This is a genomic window from Virgisporangium ochraceum, from assembly GCF_016863655.1.
Lineage (GTDB): Bacteria > Actinomycetota > Actinomycetes > Mycobacteriales > Micromonosporaceae > Virgisporangium > Virgisporangium ochraceum.
This window is the reverse complement of sequence record NZ_BOPH01000138.1, coordinates 49,792-69,459: the sequence shown is the minus strand read 5'-3', so window position 1 is coordinate 69,459 and position 19,668 is coordinate 49,792. Positions and strand designations below refer to the sequence as shown.

The 19,668-nt window shown below is 74.5% G+C and carries 15 protein-coding genes; 6 read left to right on the top strand and 9 right to left on the bottom strand.

The genetic code is table 11. The annotated features are described in order from the left end of the window. Positions 1 to 47: 47 nt before the first annotated feature. Together Voc01_RS47220 and Voc01_RS47215 are read right to left on the bottom strand one after the other, a co-directional pair. Positions 48 to 389, bottom strand: a complete 342-nt coding sequence (locus Voc01_RS47220) for a hypothetical protein (protein ID WP_203934340.1) — start codon at positions 387 to 389, stop codon at positions 48 to 50. Beyond that, positions 386 to 922 carry an SRPBCC family protein gene (locus Voc01_RS47215; protein WP_203934339.1) on the bottom strand — a complete coding sequence of 179 codons (537 nt, stop codon included), beginning with the start codon at positions 920 to 922 and terminating at the stop codon, positions 386 to 388. The genes Voc01_RS47220 and Voc01_RS47215 overlap by 4 nt, the downstream gene beginning before the upstream one ends. A 127-nt stretch (positions 923 to 1,049) precedes the next feature. On the opposite strand from Voc01_RS47215, the gene Voc01_RS47210 reads away from it, so the two are divergent. Next, positions 1,050 to 1,685 (top strand): TetR/AcrR family transcriptional regulator, encoded by a 636-nt coding sequence (locus Voc01_RS47210; protein ID WP_203934338.1) that lies wholly within the window; start codon positions 1,050 to 1,052, stop codon positions 1,683 to 1,685. A gap of 9 nt (positions 1,686 to 1,694) precedes the next feature. Here the strand turns inward: Voc01_RS47210 and Voc01_RS47205 are convergent, their stop codons facing one another. Beyond that, complete coding sequence (locus tag Voc01_RS47205; protein WP_203934337.1) at positions 1,695 to 4,988, bottom strand: tetratricopeptide repeat protein; 3,294 nt, start codon at positions 4,986 to 4,988, stop codon at positions 1,695 to 1,697. A 196-nt stretch (positions 4,989 to 5,184) separates the two neighbouring features. Between Voc01_RS47205 and Voc01_RS47200 the strand changes: the two genes are divergently transcribed. From Voc01_RS47200 to Voc01_RS47180, 5 genes are all read left to right on the top strand, one after another. Continuing rightward, the gene (locus tag Voc01_RS47200) at positions 5,185 to 5,601 is read left to right on the top strand and encodes a hypothetical protein (RefSeq protein WP_203934336.1); all 417 of its coding nucleotides are present in this window, start codon (positions 5,185 to 5,187) and stop codon (positions 5,599 to 5,601) included. A 48-nt stretch (positions 5,602 to 5,649) separates the two neighbouring features. Beyond that, positions 5,650 to 6,396: a hypothetical protein gene (locus Voc01_RS47195; RefSeq protein WP_203934335.1), complete on the top strand. Its 747-nt coding sequence runs from the start codon at positions 5,650 to 5,652 to the stop codon at positions 6,394 to 6,396. Continuing rightward, on the top strand, positions 6,393 to 6,965 hold the full coding sequence (locus tag Voc01_RS47190; RefSeq protein ID WP_203934334.1) for a J domain-containing protein: 573 nt from the start codon (positions 6,393 to 6,395) through the stop codon (positions 6,963 to 6,965). The genes Voc01_RS47195 and Voc01_RS47190 overlap by 4 nt, the downstream gene beginning before the upstream one ends. Positions 6,966 to 7,085: 120 nt before the next feature. Further along, the gene (locus Voc01_RS47185) at positions 7,086 to 8,231 is read left to right on the top strand and encodes an epoxide hydrolase family protein (protein WP_239161011.1); all 1,146 of its coding nucleotides are present in this window, start codon (positions 7,086 to 7,088) and stop codon (positions 8,229 to 8,231) included. A 15-nt stretch (positions 8,232 to 8,246) separates the two neighbouring features. Beyond that, a complete protein-coding gene (locus Voc01_RS47180; RefSeq protein ID WP_203934333.1) occupies positions 8,247 to 8,831 on the top strand; it encodes a TIGR03086 family metal-binding protein in 585 nt (194 codons plus the stop codon). On the opposite strand, the gene Voc01_RS47175 is transcribed toward Voc01_RS47180, so the two are convergent. The 6 genes from Voc01_RS47175 to Voc01_RS47150 all read right to left on the bottom strand — a co-directional run bounded on the left by Voc01_RS47175 (position 8,818) and on the right by Voc01_RS47150 (position 19,592). Further along, positions 8,818 to 11,631 (bottom strand): AfsR/SARP family transcriptional regulator, encoded by a 2,814-nt coding sequence (locus Voc01_RS47175; protein WP_239161010.1) that lies wholly within the window; start codon positions 11,629 to 11,631, stop codon positions 8,818 to 8,820. The two genes, Voc01_RS47180 and Voc01_RS47175, sit on opposite strands and share 14 nt — an antisense overlap. 189 nt (positions 11,632 to 11,820) lie before the next feature. Further along, a complete protein-coding gene (locus Voc01_RS47170) occupies positions 11,821 to 15,186 on the bottom strand; it encodes an SAV_2336 N-terminal domain-related protein (RefSeq protein ID WP_203934332.1) in 3,366 nt (1,121 codons plus the stop codon). Continuing rightward, positions 15,183 to 16,166 (bottom strand): AAA family ATPase, encoded by a 984-nt coding sequence (locus tag Voc01_RS47165; protein WP_203934331.1) that lies wholly within the window; start codon positions 16,164 to 16,166, stop codon positions 15,183 to 15,185. The genes Voc01_RS47170 and Voc01_RS47165 overlap by 4 nt, the downstream gene beginning before the upstream one ends. Then, a complete protein-coding gene (locus Voc01_RS47160) occupies positions 16,163 to 17,719 on the bottom strand; it encodes a VMAP-C domain-containing protein (protein ID WP_203934330.1) in 1,557 nt (518 codons plus the stop codon). The genes Voc01_RS47165 and Voc01_RS47160 overlap by 4 nt, the downstream gene beginning before the upstream one ends. Then, positions 17,716 to 18,042 carry an effector-associated domain 2-containing protein gene (locus Voc01_RS47155; RefSeq protein WP_203934329.1) on the bottom strand — a complete coding sequence of 109 codons (327 nt, stop codon included), beginning with the start codon at positions 18,040 to 18,042 and terminating at the stop codon, positions 17,716 to 17,718. Before Voc01_RS47155 ends, Voc01_RS47160 begins: the two co-directional genes overlap by 4 nt. Further along, the gene (locus tag Voc01_RS47150) at positions 18,039 to 19,592 is read right to left on the bottom strand and encodes a vWA domain-containing protein (RefSeq protein ID WP_203934328.1); all 1,554 of its coding nucleotides are present in this window, start codon (positions 19,590 to 19,592) and stop codon (positions 18,039 to 18,041) included. The genes Voc01_RS47155 and Voc01_RS47150 overlap by 4 nt, the downstream gene beginning before the upstream one ends. Positions 19,593 to 19,668: the final 76 nt, after the last annotated feature.

The window sequence follows — 19,668 nt, the reverse complement described above, 5'->3', positions numbered from 1 at the left end:
GGCGGAGAGGGGGGTCGGAGTGGCGGCGGGGACGCGCCTGTCGTGCGCTAGGGCCGGGAGCGTCGGCGGATGACGTGGTACGCCACCGCGACCGCCACCGCCAGCACGACGATGACCACCTCGTGCGCCGGGTGGAGGTTCTTCGACAGGCTCGGGGCGCGGTCGGGGCCGATCGCCCACAGCGCCAGACCCGCGGCGTAGGCCGCCCCGAGGGCGGCCGCCCACCAGCGCAGCGCACGCAGGTGGGCGTTGCGGAACACGGCGACCAGCACGATCGTCACCGGAACGACGGCCACCATGGCGAACTGCCCGGCGACGAGGACGGCGGCGGACCAGGCGCTGATCACCACGGGCAACGACCGTGGCCGGGTGTCGGTGGCCGCGGTCACCGGTTCTCCGCCTTCTCCGCCGCGGTCGTCAGGTCGGCCAGCCACGCGTCGAGGCCGTATCCGAGGTAGGCGGTGGAGGTCTGCACGTCGGCCTCCACCTGGTCGCCGGTCCAGGTCTCCTCGGTGCGGACGAGCACGCCGCCCGGCACCTCGGCGAAGGTCCACACGTGGACGCCCCTGTCGATGCGCAGGCCGTCGCCGGTGCCGGGCCCGGACCAGCGGATGCACCGGTGCGGGGTCAGCTGCTCGACGGTCGAGGTGATGACCAGCGTGGTGGCCGGGGAGGCGGGGGTCTCCGGAACCGGCGTCGTCCACCGGAAGGCCGATCCGGCGCGCAGGTCGCCGGTGTCGAGCCGCTCGACGCTGGTGACCGGCGCGTGCCAGGTCGGCCAGCGCTCCACGTCGGTCTGCAGGGTCCAGACGGTCCGCAGGGACGCCCGGACCACCGTCTCGCCGCGGTACCGGATGCGGGCCGCCGGGTCGACCCCCTGGCCGTCGCAGGTCACCACGGGCCCACTGTCGTTGGGGCTCATGATATTTCTCCTCTGTCAGGTCTGCTACTGCCTGTCTCGTGAGTTAGAGGCTATAACCATCAATGAGCTGCCGTCAATAGCAATCGTGATAGCCTGTAACTCCCGCGACAGCAGAGAGGGGACGGCCATGGGCGCCGACGTGGCGAGCCCCCGCGAGCGGTACCGGGCCCAGGTGCAGGCCGAGATCAAGCAACGCGCCTGGGAGCAGCTCGCCACGACCGGGGTGTCGGCCCTGTCCCTCAAGGCGATCGCGCAGCAGCTGGGTATGAGCGGCCCGGCGCTCTACCGCTACTTCGCCAGCCGGGACGAACTGGTCACCGCCCTGATCCGCGACGCCTACCGCAGCCTGGCCGACACCATGCGCTCCGCGTACGACGCCGGCACCGACGTCGCCGGGCTGGCCCGGGCGGTACGGGCGTGGGCGCTGGCCGATCCCCAGCGCTACCTGCTGATCTACGGCACCCCCGTGCCCGGCTACCACGCCCCCGAGGACACCACCGCGATCTCCCGCGAGATCATGACGACGCTCCTCGACGTCTACCGCTCGGTCGACGTCCCGTCCACGGGCCGTCCGTTCGAGTCACACCTGGACCACCACCGCGACTGGGCCGGCGACCCGTCGGTGCCGGTCGCGACGCTGCGCCGGGCCCTGGCCTTCTGGACGCGCCTGCACGGCATCCTGTCGCTGGAGCTGGCCGGGCACTTCACGGGCATGGCCTTCGACCCCGCCCGGCTCTTCGACGACGAGCTGGCGGACCTGTGACCCGCGGACCTAGGACCCGCCGGCCCGGGAGCTGACGCCCCGCCACGGGACGAGGCCGGCCGCGACGAGGCCGTTGCGCTGGGCGTCGCGCAGCTCCCGCCAGCGCTGTGCGGGACCGCGCTCCTCCGGGTGGAGCCCGACCCCGAGCCGCGGGCCGATGAGAACCAGGGCGCGCTGCTGCCTGGTCACCTCGTCGACCCACCCGTCCGGCAGGGGCGTGTCGCCCTCCGCGACCACCACGCCGGTCGGGTCGACGACCGCGAGGCCGCTGGCCGTGGGCGTCAGTGTCCAGCCGGTCAGGTGGGTCAGGTCGCGGACCAGGCCGCCCCACTGGCGGAATCCGCGGTCGATCGCGCGCTCGGTACCGGTCCGGCACTCCAGCCGGACGACGGGCACGGCCTCCACCGTGGGGCTGTACCGCCGTCCGCGCCGGCCGTCGCGGGTGCGGACCTCGCCGCCGCCCAGCTCCGCGTCGCGCAGGAAGCCCAGGCGCACGGCGGCCGGGGCGACCCGCGGGGTGACCGGGGGCGCGGCGGCCGGGGTGGTCGTCACCTTCCGAGGGGACGGCCTCGGGGGCGGCTCCGGGGGCGGCGACGGCGCGGTCGACGGCGCGGGTGACGGGGCGGTCGACGGCGCGGGTGACGGTGCCGGCGACCGTGCCGGCGACGGTGCCGGCGACGCGGTGATCGTCGAGGCGAGGCGGTCGGTGAGGGCGGTCAGCGCCTGTGCCAGCGCGGGCTCGAACGCGCCGGTCTCCCGGGCGGTGTGCCGGCGCACCAGCCGGACCGCCTCCCGCGCGGTGGCCAGCGCCTCGGCGTGGAGGCCGGCGGCGGCCTGCCGGTCGCTCAGCGCCGTGAGCGCGGGCACCAGCTCGGCGGCGTCGCTGTTCCGCCCGCGCAGCAGCGTGATTCCCTCCGCGGTCACGGCTAAAGCGTCCTCCGCGCGGTCGAGGGCCGCGTAGTGCGCGCCGAGAACGACCAGCGCCGACGCCAGCGACCCGGTCGGCCGGTCCCGGTCGAGCACGCGCAGCAGGGCCACCGCCTCCTCCGCCGCGGCGGCGGCCTCGGGGACCCGGCCCAGCCGGGCCTTGACCAGGCTGGCGTCCTTCAGCGCGAGGGCCAGCCCGCGGCCGTGCGCTCCCAGGTCCCGGGCGGCGAGGTCGCGGAACAGGGCCACCGCCTCCTCGCCCACCGGGAGCGAGTCGGCCGCCCGGTCGAGCGCGGCCAGGGCGGAGGCCTGCCGGGTCAGGGCCGCGGCGAGGTCGGCGTCCGGGCCGGTCCCGGCCGCCCAGCGGCGCACGGCCACCGCCTCTTCGGTGACCGCGAGGGCCTCGACCCGCCGTCCGACCCCGTCGAGCTGACCGGCGAGCTCGGTCAACAGGGCGGCCAGGCCGGCCGCGTGCGTCGACGGGCGCGCGGTGGCGAGGGTCCGCCGCAGGGCGACCGCCTCCTCGGTGCGCGCCAGTGCCTCCGAGCGGCGGCCGAGCGTCCACAGCTGGTGCCCGCTGTGCTGCAACGCGCGGGCGAGGTTCTCCGGCGGCGTCTCCGGATGCGCCTGCCGGACCTGGCGCAGCAGCCGGATCGCCTCGTCGGTGACGGCGAGTCCCGCGGTGACGTCGCCGAGCTCGGTGTGCACCGAGCCCTCGTGGATCAGAGCCGTGGTGACGTACTGGGCCCCGGTCAGCGAGTACCGGCCGTCGGGGCTGCGCAGCAGCGCGGTCGCCTCGGTCGCGTACGGCAGCGCCGGCCGGGGCGTGCCGAGCCGCACCAGGATCAGCGAGGCGCTGACCAGCGCCTTGGCGAGCGGCTGGCGGTAGGTTGCCGGGTCCCGGGCGGCGAGCGTCCGGTAGAGCCCGACGGCGGCCGTCGCGGGTCCCAACGCCTCCGCGGTGCGGCCCGCCGACCCGAGCCGGCCCGCGTGCGCACCGAGGACGCGGGCCCGCTCGGCCGGGTCGTCGGTCGCCGCGAGGCGCCCCGCGGTGAGCGCGTCGCTGAGGGCGGCCAGCTCGACCCGCCGGTCGGCGGGCAGCGCGGCGTCGACCGCCTCCAGCGTCGCGGTGTCCAGACCGGGCAGTTCGACGAGGCGGGCCAGGGCCGCGAACGCCAGCGCGGGATGGTCACGCACGAGCGGGGCGACGATCTCGTCGCGGACGCGGGGCCACCGGTGCGCGGTCTCGACCAGCACCGCGAGGCCGTGCGCCATCCAGGGCCGCACCGGGCCGCCACCCGGGTCGAGCAGCCGGCGGGCGGTGCCGGCGTCCGCGTCGGTGTGGGTGGACCCGATGAGATCCTCACCGAGCCGGTCGGGTCGCAGCGCGCCCAGCACGGTGCCGGTCGCGTCCTCCGGCGGGTAGCAGAACCGGTGGTCGTCGATCACCGCGGCGTCGCCGAGACCGGCCCGGCCGAGGACGGCGTGCGCCTCGTCCCGGCGGACCGGGCCGGTGAGCGTGGCGACGTACACGGCGCGGCGCATGGTGTCGTCGGTGACGGAGATCCGGCCGGCGGACCGTGCCGCGGCCCAGGTGCCCCGCTCCCGGTCGAGGAGCCACCTCGACAGGTCGTCCGGCGCGAGCGGCGGGTCGACGCCCCGGCTGCGCGCGTCGACACCGACCAGCGCGGCCATCGCGACCGCGAGGACGTTGCCGAACGCGTCGGAGTCGAGGAACGCGGGCACCGGTGGGGGACCGGCGTCGATACCCAGCCGCTCGGCGAAGTGCGTGGCGGCGAGCCGGAAGAGCGCGACCCGGTCGCCGGGCGGCCGCAGTTCCTGGGTGCTGCGCGACGTGTCGCCGGTCGACGCCCCGAACCACGACCCGGCCGACCGCGACAGCAGCAGCACCCGAACCGGGAGGTCGTGGCGCAGACCGAGGGTGCGGAGGTCGACCAGGAGGTCGGCGAGCGGAGACCGCTCCGCGTGGTCCACCACCACGAGCAGCCCCGCGGAGTCGGGCAGGCCGTCGTCCGGCCGGTCGGCCGCCGCGACGGCCCGCCGCACCGTCCACCCGCGACCGGCGGACCGTGCCGCGAGGTGGCGGGCGATCCGCGTCTTGCCCTGCCCGCCGTCGGCCCGCACGAGCCGCACCGCCATCCGGTCGGGCGACGCCATCCAGCTCTCGAGGTCGGCGAGGTCGGCCTCGCGCCCGACGAACGGCACGACCTCGTGCCCGGCGAGCAGCAGGCGACCGGGCCGGCCGCGCGCGTCCTCGATCGCCAGCGGCACCGCGGCGGTGTCGAGCGGCGCCAGCCGGTACGGCGACCGCCGGTGGGCGACCGTCACCGACCGGGGCCGAACCAGCGCTGACATCACCTCATCATTCACAACGGTGACTGGACTCTCCAGGCTCCCCCGGCGGCGTCGCGCCCGCTGCCCCTTGCCGGCGGTCCACCGTGTCGATTATGTCAACGACAAATCTCATATCGACGAATGTGGTTCTAGCAAGCCAAGCGCGGCTGAACTGCATGATCTGCGTCTACTCCTGCCAGGGAAGCGGAGTAAGTTAATGAGCGATCTCAGTCGAAGAAAGGCCCTCACGCTCGGTGCCGCGCTCGGTCCGGTGACCGCGGTGGGCTCCGCGCCGGTCTCCGCGGCACCGACCACGGCGGCGGCCGACCCGTGGTGGGTCTGGGACGACGAGGTGGACCGCCTGGTGGCGGGCCTCCTCGACAACGGCGAGGTGCCGGCGGTGAACACCGCGATGCGGTCGTGGGTGGACAACCGCGACCCGCTGCCCGCCGCGTTCCCGGCCGACCTCACCGCCTGGCTGCAACGGGTCAACAAGCTGCCCTCCTGGGCCGACCCCGTCGCGCGGGCCCTGGTGCGCACCGCGTGGCCCGCGTTCATCGCGATGCTGTTCCTCAACAAGGGTGCCTCGGGATCGACCACCCTCATCACGATCCCCACGGGCAACCGCCCCTGACCGCACCTCGGTACCCTCGACCGCACAGTCGCGACCGGGGGAGGCCGGGTGTCCCGTCAGAGCAACCTGCCGGAGCCGCTGGGCGGACACCGACCCGCACAGCGGCCGGGAGCGGCGCCGGCACAGCGGCAGGGAACCGTGCCGGAGCGGCGTCCGGCGGGGCCGCCGATCCACTCCGCCCGCACGCTCGACTTCGTCGACAACCCCGGCCGCGAGCACTGGTGGGCGCTGCTGGGCCCGGCCGTGCAACGGCGCATCGCCGAGAAGGTGGGCCCCGCCGTCGAGTGGTGGGCCTACTGCCACCAGGTCCACAAGGACCGTCCCTACGCGGTCGTCTTCGGTACGGGCGGCCTGGCCGTGACGACGCCGACCACCAACGACGCGGGCCGCCCCGCGCACCTGCTGAACGTGCGGCGGTTCGTGCCGGGGTCGATCCGGCACGCGGTGGTGACCCAGCGGCCCGCCGCCCGTCCACCGGCAGCCGCCGGTGGCAGTGCCGCGACCGCCACCGACCCGGCCCTCGGCCTCGACGCGGACGTGCGCGGGTTTCTCGGCAACCTGCCGGCCGAGGCCCAGGCCCGGCTGCAGACCCCGTTCCTGTCCGGCGACCCGGTCGAGGACCGCGACTGGTACTACACGCGCACCGGTGAGCGGAGACTCGACGTCTGGTGCTACCTGGCCGGCCGGCGGACCGTGACGTTCCTGGCCGGGTACCGCGACGCGCCCGACGGCGTGCCGCCGTACGCCGCGACCTGGCAGCTGATCGTCCGCATGGCCGAGGTCGCGCGCCGGTGAACCGGGACTTCGAGGACCTCGGCGGGCGCGACCCGCACGACGTCGTCGGCGTGGCGCCCGGCGCCGACCGGGCCGAGATCAACCGGCGGTTCCGGCGGCGGCTGCGCCGGACCCATCCCGACGCCGGCGGCACCCACCGCGACCAGGTCATGCTCAACCTCGCCCGAGACATCCTCCTCGATCCGATCCGCCTCCGGGAGTACGAGCAGAAGATCCGCAGGCCCGCTCCCGGGCCGATGGTCCGCCGGCCCGCCGCCCGGCGACCGCCGGAGTCCGGGGACACCGCTGACCCGTTCCGGTGGGAGAGCGGCGTCGGGTCGTCGACCGCCGGGCCGGCCCGTCCGCCGCCCGCGCCGCGGCGGCCGCCGCCGCGCCGGCCCTACGTCCAGGCGGACCACGTCGAGCCGACGCCGGCCGACATCGTCGACCCGGTCCGGCCCACGTACCACCCGCCGCCGCAGCGGCCCGTCGTCCGCCCACGCCGGAGGGTGCTCGCCTGGCTGGGCATCGTCGTCTCGGCCGCGCTGGCGCTGCTGGCCCTGGTCCCCTGGTTCATGTCCCTCGTGTGAGGCCTCCCGGGCGGGTGGACCGCCCGGTGCGGCGTGAGCAGGGCGTCAGTGGCGCGCCAGCGGGCGCCCATACGCTGCGCGGGTCGGACCGCCGGGGTCCGTTCCCGGGAGGTGGCACGCGTGCCCGATGACCGCATCACCCCGTTCCGCGTGGCCGTCCCGCAGGTGGACCTCGACGACCTGGCGCGCCGGCTGGCCGCCACCCGGTGGGCGGACGAGCTGCCCGAGAAGGAGGTCGTCGCCGGCGGCGCCGGCGCGCCGGCGCCGCCGGGGTGGGAGTACGGGGTCCCGCTGTCCTACGTGCGCGACCTGGTCGAACGGTGGCGCACGTCGTTCGACTGGCGGGCCCGGGAGGCGGAGCTGAACTCGTACCCCCAGTTCACCACCGTGATCGACGGGCAGCGGATCCACTTCGCGCACGTGCGCTCCGCCCGGCCGGACGCCGTGCCGCTGGTCCTGACGCACGGGTGGCCCAACAGTTTCGTCGAGTACCTCGGGCTGGTCGGGCCGCTGACCGCGCCCGGGTCGGCCGACCTGCCTGCCTTCCACGTGGTCATCCCGTCACTGCCCGGGTTCACGTTCTCCGGGCCGACCCGCGAGCACGGATGGAGCGCCCGGCGGACCGCCCGGGCGTGGGCGGAGCTGATGCGCCGGCTCGGCTACGACCGGTACGGCGTGCACGGCAACGACGCCGGCGCCATCGTCTCCCCGATCCTGGGCGAGCTCGACCGCGGGCACGTCGTCGGTGTCCACGTCACCCAGATCTTCTCCTTCCCGCGCGGCGACGACGGCGAGTTCGACGGGCTGACCGGCGAGGACTTCGGGAAGCTGCGGTTCGGGCAGGCGTTCGCCGGGCACGCGATCCACGACCGGTCCCAGCAGGCCCAGCCGCAGACCCTGGCGCACGCCCTCGCGGACTCTCCCGCCGGGCAGCTGGCCTGGAGCGGGCAGCTGTTCGGCACCGCGCTGAGCCCCGACGACATCCTGACCAACGCGGCGCTGTACTGGTTCACCAACACCGCCGCGTCGGCCGCCCGGTTCTACTACGAGAACCACCGGGACGCGGAGGAGTCCGGACCCACGTCGGTGCCGATCGGCGTCGCCGCGTTCGCCCACGACTTCCAGGCGGTCCGCCGGTTCGCCGACCGCGACCACCGCAACATCCTGTCCTGGAACACCTACGACCGTGGCGGCCACTGGGCTGCCCACGACGCACCCGACCTGCTGGTGGACGACATCCGCCGGTTCTTCGCCGCGCTCGCCTGACGAAAGGATCTCTCCGTGACCTTCACCGTTCTGACCACCGCTCTCGACGCGCTCCGCCGGGTGACCACGGTGGCCGTCCGCACCGGGCGGCTCGACGACCCGACCCCGTGCACGGAGTGGACGGTCGCGCAGGTGCTGTTCCACGCGGCCGGCGACCAGCACGCCTGGGCGTCGACCGTCGGGTCCGGCTCGTTGCCGTCCTACAACCCGTTCGACCCGCCGCGCGAGCTCGACGGCGGTGTCGAGGCCACGGTCGCGAAGGCGGTCGAGGCGGCCGTCGGCGCCTGGTCCGGTGTCGACCCGGCCGGGCCCCTGGTGCGCACACCGCTGCCGCCCGTCCCTGAGCTGCCAGCGTCGTTGGCGGCCGCCGCGTGCGCGCTCGACGCGGCCGTGCACGCCTGGGACGTCGCGGTCGCGACCGGGCAGCCCTCACCGCTGACCGCCGAGCTGGCCGGGCAGCTGATGCCGGCCGCCCGCGCGACCGCGGAACCGTTGCGCGGCTTCGCCTACGCTCCCGCCCTACCCGAACAGGAAGATGACGACGCGGCCGCCGCGCTGCTGCGGTACCTCGGCCGCGACCCGCACTTCACGGCCGGGTGAGAGCGGTCAACTGACCCTGGACGCGCGCGGCGTCGGCGTGCCCGACGTCGCGCAGGATGTCGACGGCCCGCTGCAGCGCCGCGCGCCCCTCGGCGGCGTGACCGCCGGCGAGGTGGGCGTCGGCGAGGTGGGCCAGCGCGTTGGCCTGCTGGTAGCGCGCACCGACGTCGCCGAGGATGTCGACGGCGCGTTGCAGGCAGACGATGGCCTCGTCGTGCTGGCCGAGGTGGTACCGGGCGAAGCCCAGCGTGTCCCAGGCGGCACCGACGGCCGCGCTGTGGACGTCGCCCGCCTCGGCCTGTAGCCGCAGGGACCGTTCGGTGTAGGCCACCGCCTGCTCGTGGCTGCCCAGCCTCGAGTGCATCCAGCCGAGCGAGTTGAGCGCCTTGCCCTCGCCGGAGCGGTGGCCGGCCGCGCGGAACAGCAGCATGGCCTGCCGGACGTGCACGATCGCTTCGCTCACGCGGTCCTGCCGGCCGAGGATCCAGCTGGTGGAGCGATGGGTGTAGGCCCGACCGATGGCGCTGCCGTCCTCGCCGTACAGGTCGAGGGCCTCCCGGAGCGCCGTGTGCGCCTCGTCGTACCGGCTGAGCAGGCCGTACGCCCGCGCCAGGTTGCGGCGGGACTGCGCGCCGGCCCGCCGGTCGGCCAGCCGGTCGGCCGACGCGATCGCGACGAGCTGGAGGTCGATGATCTCGTGCCAGTAGCCGCGCCGGTCGAGCGCCTCGGTGCAGACCCACGCCAATCGCCACGCGTGTTCGTCGAAGCCCTGTGCGGCCGCCGTCGGGACCATGGCCAGCAGCACGGCGTGCTCCGCGGTGTGCCACCGCAGCGAGTCGTGGTGGTCGTCGGGCCGTTCCGGTACGACGTCGGGCCCGTGCGGTGCCAGCGTGATCGGTTCGCGCTGCGCGTTCAGTAGCATCGTCGCCGTGTGTCCACTGTGGAGGTAGTGGTCGAGCATGCGGCGGACCGCGTCGCGGCGGACCGTTGCGGTCTCGTGCCGGTCGGCCTGCTCGATCGCGAACGCCCGCAGGAGGTCGTGGAAGGAGTACCGACGGGACGCGGACTCCGCGATCACGTTCGCCCGCGCCAGCTCGGCGAGCAGCGGCCGCACGCCGGTGACGGGCAGGCCGGCGAGGCTGGCCGCGGCGTGCTCACCGATGTCCGGCCCGGGGTGCAGGCCGAGCAGCCGGAACAGCCGTGCCGCCGCCGGGCTGACCGTCTGGAACGACCAGGAGAACACCGCCCGCAGGTCGGCCGCCGGGTCCGGATCGTGGAAGACGCTCAGGTCGGCCTGCGCGCCCCGCAGCTGGGCGGCCAGTGCCCCGAGGGAGAAGTCCGGCTGGAGCGCGGCGCGCGCCGCGACGACGGTCAGGGCCAGCGGCAGCGCGGCGCACCGGTCGATGACCTCGTCGGTCGCCGCGGGGTCGACGTCGACGCGCCGGGCCCCGAGGCGGCCGTTCAGCAGGTGCCGGGCGTCCACTGTGGACAGTACATCGAGGACGACCGGGTGCGCGCCGTCGAGGGCGATCAGGCTGGTGAGCCGGTGGCGGCCGGTCACGACGACGAGGGTGCCCGGCGACCCGGGCAGCAGCGGGCGGACCTGTTCGGCGTCGCGCGCGTTGTCGAGCACGACGAGCACCCGCCGGCCCGACAGGAGGCTGCGGTACAGCGCCGCCTGGGCGTCGACCTCCGACGGGATCCGGTGCGGTGGAACCCGCATCGCGCCGAGAAACCCCCGCAGCACCTCGGTGGGGGAGCGCGGCACGCCGCCGGGGTCGAACCCGCGCAGGTTCGCGTACAGCTGCCCGTCGGGGAACCGGTCGGCGACCCGGTGCGCCCAGTGCACCGCCAGGGTCGTCTTGCCGACCCCGGCCGGGCCGTCGATCACCGTGACCGCCGGGGTCGCGTCGCCGAGCACCTCGTCCATGGCGTCCAGTGCCGCGCCGCGACCGACGAACCCGCGGATGTCCGCCGGTAGCTGGCGGCAGGCGACCCACCCGCCGTCGGCTTCACCGGTGTCGGGCAGCGGGGTGCGCGGCACGACGGCCGGCGGCGCGGACGGGACCACGACCTCGCCCGTGAGCATGGCCCGGTGCAGCGCGCGCAGGTCCGCGCCGGGCTCGATGCCGAGGTCCGCGCGCAGCTTCCGGTCGATGACGCGGAACGTCTCCAGCGCCTCCGCCTGCCGGCCGCTGCCGTGCAGCGCCAGCATGAGCTGCTGCCAGAAGCGTTCCCGCAACGGGTGCTCCCCGGTCAGGCCGCGCAGCTCCGGGATGAGGTCGGCGTGGCGGCCCGTGGCGAGGTCCGCGTCGACGCGGCGTTCGGTGACCCGCAGCCGCTCCTCGTCCAGCGCCAAAGCGAGCGCCTGCAGCGGCCCGGACGCCACGTCGGCGAGCGCCCGCCCGCGCCACAGGGCGAGCGCGGCGCTCAGGTGGATCGCCTCGGCCGCGGCGTCGCCGTCCAGGGCGGCCTTGTCCGCCAGGTCCAGCAGGCCCCGGAACCGGTCCAGGTCGATCGACCCCGGCGCCGTGCTGATCAGGTACCCGTCGCCGTGCGTGACGATCAGGTCGGGCCGGTCGAACCTGCGGCGCAGCCGGTACACGTAGGTCTGCAGGCTGGCGCGGGCCCCCGCCGGTGGCGCCTCCGCCCACAGGTGGTCCAGGAGCACCGGGACCGGCACCACGTGGTTCGCGCGCATCAGCAGCGCGCCGAGCAGCACCCGGTGCTGGGCGGCCGGCACAGGCACCGGCCGGCCGTCGACCGTCACGATCAACGGCCCGAGGACGCCGAACTCCACCCCCACCGACCTACCGACTCCCGTATCGCCGATCCCCGCACGACCCGGTCCCCCCGACAGACCCCTCGTGACGCAAGCGTCGACATGCTATCCCCACCCGTCCATCCACCACCGGTGGTCGACCGGGAGGACCCGCGGCCGGAACGACATCGGGACCCATTGTGACCACCCGACGCGCGCCGGGTGGACCTACGCGGGCCCGGGCCTGTCGGAGAACAGCGTCGAGAAGAGCTGTGCGAGACCCGCGGAGCGGCCGAACGATCCGTTGGCCCCCCAGGCGGCCGCGCGGGCCGAGCAGAGGGAGAACCTGAGGTCCCAGTACCCCTCGCCGTGTGCCGCCGACAGGGGCTCGGCGAGCCCGGCTCCGTAGGCGAGCCCGCAGGCGACCGCGGACATGACGGCGTCGCGGCAGAGCAGCCGGCCGGCGGATCCGGGCAGGGCCGTGTGGTGCAGGTGCTCGTCGAGGGACGGCACCGTGACATCGAGCGGCCGGGCGCTCCGGCCCGGCCCGGGAGCGACCCCGATGTGGTCGCGTTCGCCGTGGTGCACCAGGTTCCAGAACGCCGTCGGCGAGGAGTAGTGGGTGACGAGGGCCTCCGCCACGCGGTTGGCGTGCTGCCGCACCACGTCGGTGCCGGCCGACGGGCCGCCCAGGGCGTGCAGGAGCGTGGCGGTCGCGGCGTCAACGTGGCGGCCCGCGTGCATGTCGGCCGCGAGCCTCGTCAGGTGCGTGGCGGTTCCGCGGACCACGGCCGCGCGGTCTCGGCCGGGACCCGGCCGGCCGGCGGTCAGGGCGGCGAACACCAGGTCGCACTTGGCGACGACGACCAGCAGCGACGGCCGGGGCGCCGCGTCGTTCCGCGGGGTGGCGGCGGCCAACCGGTGCCCGAGACTGATCTGGGTGAACGCGCGGTTCGCGCGCGTCAGGTCGCGGTTGACAGCCGACAGGTCGTGACCGGTCTCCCACGTGTCGCCGGTGTCCAGCGTCGGGTCGACCACCCACAGCGTCGTGTCGTAGGCGTCGGGCGAACGGTCGATGACGCGCGTCAGGCGGGCCGCCGGTACCTCCGCCAGCCCGGTCCACGACGGCCGACCCCGGTCGATGCTCCGGACCGGGACCGGCTGCGGAATCCGCCGTCCCCAGGACCGTCGCCGGCCGGTGCCGCCGGCGACGGTACGGGCCAGGATGTCGGTGATGGCCTCGACCGCGTCGGGCACGTGTCCGGCGAGCGCGGCCCTCGGGGTGACCGTGGCCCGCGTGTCACGTGACCGCGGATCGTCGGTGGGCACCGACAGGGGGACCTCGGCCTCCAGCGGGGCCGGCCACCGCCGCCGCACGCCGTTCCAGTCGGCGCCGCCGGAGCGGTGGTCGTCGAGGCGTTGGTTCAGCGTCGCGGAGAGGACGGCCGTCTTCCCGCTCGCGGGCGCACCGACGACGGCGACCATCCTCCACTCCCCGTGCACCCGGCTCTCCTCCGGATCGGGGAAGAAGTGTCCGTCGCCGCAGAGAACGTAGGTCTGCTCGATCTCGGGCTCGACGAAGCCGGGAGCCGTCGACATCGCGGGTGGGAAGTTGACCCCGACGACCGAGACCCGCCACGGGCGTTCGCCGTGTGTGTCCGGCGAGCCGATCTCGAGCCGGAGGGAGGGCGGTTCGACGAACCGTCCAGTACGGGGATCCCGGTCCGGCGTGGTTCGCAGCGCCGCACCGCAGAGGGGACACACACCGCCGAAGCGGAGTGCGGGGCCGGACTCCTCACCTCTGCCCGGCAGCAACCTCCGCAGCCAACCAGGGAACGACGGGCCGGTCCGGGGGCCCGGTCGCGCGACGACCGACGTCGACCGCGCCGGTGCCAGTGGGTCCGCGGCCCGCGGACCGGGATGCCGACCGGCCACCCCGTCCGCGGCCCCGCTGGCCGGCGGGTCGGCCGGGTCCCCGGCCGCGAGCCGTGCCAACTGGTCGGCGACGCGGTCGGCGAGCCGCGCGAACTCCCCGCCGAGGCTGCGCAGGTTCGCGACGGCCACCTCCGCGAACGGCTGGCTTTCCGGTGGCAGGGCCAGCCGGCCCTCAGAGTCCGGTACCAGCAGCCGGTAGTCGAGGCACCCGCCGAACGGGGCGCTGAGCTCGCTCGACGCGTTCCGCAGAACCGTCAGGACGTCGAAGATGTGCTGCCGGGTGACGCTGTTGCGGAGCAGGTCGCGTACGTGCGGCACGAAGTCGTACACGACCGAGTCGGGATCCTCGCCGGTGTGGTGGACGCCGTCGCGGACGAGCAGCCCGGACAGGAACACCTCGGCCAGGTGCTCGGTGCCGGCCCGAGGCAGCAGGGTCTGCTGGACCAGCCGCATGACGGGCAGCGACAGGGGCGCGGCGGTCAGCAGGCCGGCCAGTGCGACCGCCGTGGTGGAGGCGCCGGTCCGGAACGCCGTCACCGTCCGCACCGCATCGTCGCGACCGTGGGTCGTCCGGTCCGGGCCGGCGCCTGCCGGCGGCACGATGGGGCGGTGGAGCGCGACACCAGGTACGGCTCCGGCCCGGGTGCCGGCCAGCACGCCCGCCCATCCGCCGATCCAGGTCGGGTCGACCCCCAGGACGGGGATGCTCCGGCGTCCGGGCGCGCCGCCTCCGCCGGAGGCGGGATGGCGTGGCCTGCTCGCGGTCCGGCCGGCCCGGGACGGCACGGCGTGCCACCACACCGGCTCGGTGGCGATGTTCGCACGTCGCCACAGCCGCGGGGGCAACGCGTGGAGGATGGCCACCGGACCGGCGCGTGCCCAGCCGTCGAGGGCGGCGTCCATCGTTCCGTCGGTCCAGCCCTCGCCGACCCCGTCGGTGAGGACGAGCACGTGTCGTCGTCCCGTCGGGTCGGCCAGCGCGCGGGGTGGTCGGCCACCGGCACCGGGCGTGGTACCGCGGCGGCGGTGGGAATGCAGGCGACCGGTCCCGCTGTCGAGCCAGTACCCACGGACGTCCCGGAAGGCGCCGTGGCGCTCGAGCAGGTCGCGCAGCTCGACTGCGAGCCGTTGCCACAGCGCCATCGACGCACCGGTGTCGACGACCAGCGCCACGTCGAGCCACCGTTCCCGGGCCGGGCGCATGACCGGGGTGACGGTCATCGCCTGGGCGCTGCGATGGGCCGTCGCCGTCTCGTCGAGCAGCGTCCGGCGGCGGTCGTCGACGAGGCGCTTCAGGGGTCGGAGCGCCCGTTGGACCGCCAGGCGCTCGGGGATCTCACGGTGACGGGCGTGCGGAAGCTCCGTCGCGGCCGACGGTCGCGGGTCGTCGCCGGTCCGCACCAGATGCACGTCGGTGGTGGTGTCGGCCGCCGCTTCGGCTCCGGCCTCCACCGGCCGTCGCGGCGTCGGCAGCGCCGGTGGGTCCGACCGTGCCCGGTCGTCGAGCGCCGTCGTGGCGGACCCGGAACCGGGCCCGGCCGCGACCGGACCCGGGAGATCGGTGTGTCCGAGCAGCCACAGCACATCGGCCAGGTCGTCGGCGGCGAACCGGTCGACCATGGGAAGAGCGGCGATCGACGCTGCCCGGTGCCCGGTCATTCCGCGTCGCCGTCGAGCGGGGTCACGAGCTTGGCGAGGAACGCGGCGTTCAGGTCACCGCCGTTCGTGACGCCGGACGCGGCCAGGAACACCTGGTTCAAGAGCTGGTCGATCGCGCGTTCCCGGCCGTCGAGCTGGAGCCTGAGGAACGCGTCGATTCGTGCGAGGACGGTGTCGTCGATGCGGCCGAGATGCGCCGCGACGATGGCGGCGAGCCGGTCACGGTCCGGAGGTTCCAGGTGCAGCCGCAGACACCGACGGACGAAGGCCGGCGGGAAGTCCCGCTCGTTGTTGCTCGTCATCACCACGATCGGGAACGCGTTGCAGCGGACCCGTCCGTCCTCCACGGTCGCGCGGCCCGCCGGGTCGGCGGTGAACACCTCGACGTTCGTCTCGTCGTCGACCCGTTCCAGCTCGGGGATCGTGAAGGTGCCTTCCTCGAAGACGTTGAGGAGGTCGTTGGGCAGGTCGACGTCGCTCTTGTCGATCTCATCGATGAGCAGGACGCGCGGCCGCTCCCGGGCGAGCAGCGCGGTACCGAGCGGCCCGAGCTTGAGGAACCGCCCGATCCCCGGCTCCGCCCCCTTGGTGTTCACCTGCTGGAGCCGACCGATCGCGTCGTAGTGGTAGAGCCCGTCGGTGAGCGTCGACCGGCTGGTGATGGGCCAGTGGAGCACCGGACCGAGGCCGAGCTCGTGGGCGATGCTGTAGGCGAGCGTCGACTTCCCGGTTCCCGGCTGGCCCGACACCAGTAGCGGCCGGCGTAGATAGATGGCCGCGTTGACGAGGTCGATCGTGTCCCGGTCGGGCGTTGTGGCCGCCTCGGAGTGGGTGCCGATGTGCCGTTCGGTGGCGCCGTCGGCTCCGTCCCGGCCGACGAAGCGTCGCCATGGCGGGGCCGCCGGAAGCCGGTCGATGCCGTCGTGCGGCCGTCCGTCACCGCGGTACACCCACCATGCCGTGGCCGACTGCTGGCTCATCCGCCGGGTCCTCTCCTGCTCTGGGGCGCTGTCAACGGAGACGGATGCTCCGGCAGACGGTCGGGGTCGTCCCACAACAGCGCCACCGGGTTGTCGTCGGGCTCGTCCTCGGCCGCCTCCAGCCGCAGATCGTGAACGGCGGCGGGAAGGTCGGTGAGCCTGCCGTCCGCGCACGCGGTCCGCACGAGCGCGCGCAACGTGTCGACGTACCGCCCGTTGCGGCTCCACAGCACCACCGGAATTCCCGCCTTGACGGTCGCCTGGAGCGCGGACACGCTGGCCGGCAGGTGCGCCTCGTAGGGGTACATCAGGCCGACGCAGGCCAGGGTCTTCCTCCGCAGCAGCTGGGCCAGCAGCTGCCGCCAGTCCGCGGGCTCGACGATGACCTCGGGGTCGGCGGATCCGTCGGCCGGCTGCCCACGCACGATCCAGTTCGCGGCCGGCCGGCTCGTGCCACCACCTGTGGCGATGGCCCACCGCTGGTGCCAGCTCGGCCGGGCCAGGGTCTCCAGGTCGCTGAGACGGTCGGACGACCGGACGACCACCGGGTGCAGCCAGCCGACGGGGCTGCCGGTGGGCGCGCCGACCGTCCAACCCTCGACGGGATGGTCCAGCAGGGACCACGGCAGGAGGAACTCGACCGACAGCTTGACGCCGCGCGGGTCGGTGAGCATCGGCGCCGCCTGTTCGAGGAGCGACCGACCGACCAGCCGCAGCTCCTTCCCGCTGCACAGCTTGTCGAGCTCGTGCTTCGGGGTCACGCCGCCGCCGTCCCAGCGCCACCACGCCGCCAGCCGGTACCGGCCGGGTCGGCAGTCGTCCTCGTCCGCTCGCACCATCAGGTAGGCGCGGTCCCGCGGTTGCGACGACGACGGCGGGTCCAGCAGCGACGGGTCGACCTCGAGCCGGTCGGCCACGTCGACGAGCCATTCCCGCAACGGGTCCGGGTCCTCGAGGTACCGCGTGAGGTGCGCGAGGAACACGAGCAGCGGTGGCGCACCGTGGGAGAACGGCATTGCTTCCAGCCGACGGGTCAGCGTCGGCAGGTCGTGCGTCTGCGCGACCGTTACCGGTACGACGGAGGCGAAGGCGACGTCGAGAACGCTCGCGACGTCGGCGGGGCCGAGCGACTTCTTCACCGTGGACAGGATGCGGCGCAGCGCCGTCCGTTCCTCCGGTTCCAGGACATCGTCCAGCGACGCGCGGACGCTCTGGTCCCGCGTCTGCGTCAGGTCGCCGTTGGCCTCCCGCAGCTGGACGACTCCGACGTGGGTCGCGCCGAACAGGTGCTCGGCGACCAGGAGGAGGACATCGACGACCGGCACGTCGGCCGGTGCCAGGCGGTAGCAGTCGACGATGAGGCTGTCCAGCCTGTACCGTGCTCCGCCGTCGGTCGGCGGGGACGACAACGTCGCGTCGAGCTCGGCACCGACCAGCTGGACGAAACGCAGATAGACGGTCTCGTCCCGCAACTCGGTGATGCTGATCAACGCGTCGACCAGCCGTTTGCGCTGGCGCAGGGACAGCGACCGCGGACGCTCGTCGGCACTCATGCCCGCACCTCCCACTTGTCGTCCGGAGCGACCAGACCGAGGCCGGACAGGACGTTCGCGAGTGCGGAGACGGCCGGATCCCGGGGCCGCAGAACGGACAGCGCCGCGAGCACTGCGACCCACGGACGCGACCCGGAGTGGTTCTCGCAGACCGTCACCAGCGCGTCGGCCTCCATACGTGCCGTCGCGTGGCGCGCCTGGTGCTGAGCGAGCACGTCGGGCAGCAGCGAGTACATGGCGTCGCGGACGCCCGGCGTCGTCATGTCGGGAACGGCGAGCAGCCCGTCGACGATACGGATGCGGTCGGCCAGCGTCAGGCTCATCGGTGCCACTCGAATCTGACGTCGTCGAGGTCGACCGCGCCGTTGGCCGAACACCGTCCCGTGCACCGCGCCGTCGGCCCGCCGTAGGAGATCGACAGGCGGTCGGCTGCTCCGCGCAGCCGCCGCGGTCCGGTCACCGTCACCGCGTCGGCCAGTCCCAGCTCAGGACCGCTGAACGTGCTCCGGTACCGCTGCAGCGGAACCGAACCGCCGGGCATAGCGCCGTTGCTCGGTATGGCGACGAGGGCACCTCCGGGACTGGGCCCGGCCGGCAGGACCGACAGCGCGACGATCGCGATGGCGAGGACGGCACCGAGCAACCACAGCCACGGAAGGCCCAGCTGGGCCTCGGCCGGGCTCACCACCTCGGTCGGCCTGGCGAGCACCGGGTCGTCGAAGCCGCCCCGGGTCAGTAGCGAGGTCCACGGCGACCCGACGACGGGTGCCACCTTCAGCGGAAGGTCGGCCCGCACCCGCTGCCACGGGTGCCACGACCGTGGCCCCGCGTCCCACTCGACCGTGATCGGAACCTGGACGGACTCACCGGGGCGGACGTCGATGTGGCCGGGAGGAATCACCACCCGGAGGTGGTCCGCGCCGGGTTTCGCGGCGAGCCCGTACACCCGGAACGGCACCGGACCGACGGAACGCAGCCTCACGGTGAGAGAGTTGTTGCCGTCCCCCAGAACGCGGCGTGACGGCCACTCGACCCTCAGCCCGGAGTCGAGCTCCCTGGCGAGCCGGTGCCGGGCCGCGGCGGCGCGCATGGCCTCCTTCGGGCGCCGGAGCGTGCGGGTCAGGTCGTCGATCTGGGTGGTGTCCACGACGGTGGTGTCACGGAAGACGGTGGTGAGTTGGGCGGCGCCGTTGTAGCCGTACAGCTGCACCGCGAACGAGACGAGCGGACGCGGCAGCTTCCCGGCCCGTTCCGCCAGTTCCTGCCAGGCGTATCCGGCCCCGAACGGGAACGGGCTGCCGGGCGGTGGGTCGTGGCCGCCGTCGGTCAGCAGGATCACGCCGGCGACCTGGCCCGGCGGACGCTGCTCGAGCACCTGCACGGCGGCCGCGATGCCGGCGCCGAGATCGGTGTGCGCGTCCGTCGGCTCGGCCGGCAGCCGTGCCTGGATGGCCTCCGGGGACCGACCGACCGGCCCGTTCCACAGCATCGTGGCGTCGCTGCCGACCGCGACGAGGCTGACCCTGTCGTTGGGTGCCATGGCGGCGAAGAACTCCACGAGGCTGCGCCGCATCCGTTCGTACAGGCCGTTGTTCCGCATGGACCCGGACACGTCGACGAGGACGACGTAGGCCGCACCGACGTCGTCGACGCCCAGCCTGCGGTAGACCTCCTCGATGTCGTCGGGCGTATCGGGTCCACGCGGTGCCGATGGCGCCTGCGGGGTCCGTGGCGCGACGGGAACCGCCGGCCCGGCCGCCGCCGGACCGACCGGAAGGACCAGCGTGGACAGCATCGGTGACACCGCGACGAGCAGCCGGACGGCAACGGTGCCGCGCGCCCGCCACGCAGCCCACCTCGATGCCGCCTTCACCGTTGTTTCACCTTCCAGACGCGCGACCGGACGGTCGGACCGGACAGTAGGAACTGACGGACACGACACGGCACTG

Bases quoted from the DNA above. Each gene is read 5' to 3' on its own strand.
- Voc01_RS47170 (WP_203934332.1), bottom strand. From the start codon at position 15,186: ATGACCGGGCACCGGGCAGCGTCGATCGCCGCTCTTCCCATGGTCGAC.
- Voc01_RS47200 (WP_203934336.1), top strand. From the start codon at position 5,185: ATGAGCGATCTCAGTCGAAGAAAGGCCCTCACGCTCGGTGCCGCGCTC.
- Voc01_RS47205 (WP_203934337.1), bottom strand. From the start codon at position 4,988: ATGTCAGCGCTGGTTCGGCCCCGGTCGGTGACGGTCGCCCACCGGCGG.
- Voc01_RS47165 (WP_203934331.1), bottom strand. From the start codon at position 16,166: ATGAGCCAGCAGTCGGCCACGGCATGGTGGGTGTACCGCGGTGACGGA.
- Voc01_RS47155 (WP_203934329.1), bottom strand. From the start codon at position 18,042: ATGAGCCTGACGCTGGCCGACCGCATCCGTATCGTCGACGGGCTGCTC.
- Voc01_RS47210 (WP_203934338.1), top strand. From the start codon at position 1,050: ATGGGCGCCGACGTGGCGAGCCCCCGCGAGCGGTACCGGGCCCAGGTG.
- Voc01_RS47160 (WP_203934330.1), bottom strand. From the start codon at position 17,719: ATGAGTGCCGACGAGCGTCCGCGGTCGCTGTCCCTGCGCCAGCGCAAA.
- Voc01_RS47215 (WP_203934339.1), bottom strand. From the start codon at position 922: ATGAGCCCCAACGACAGTGGGCCCGTGGTGACCTGCGACGGCCAGGGG.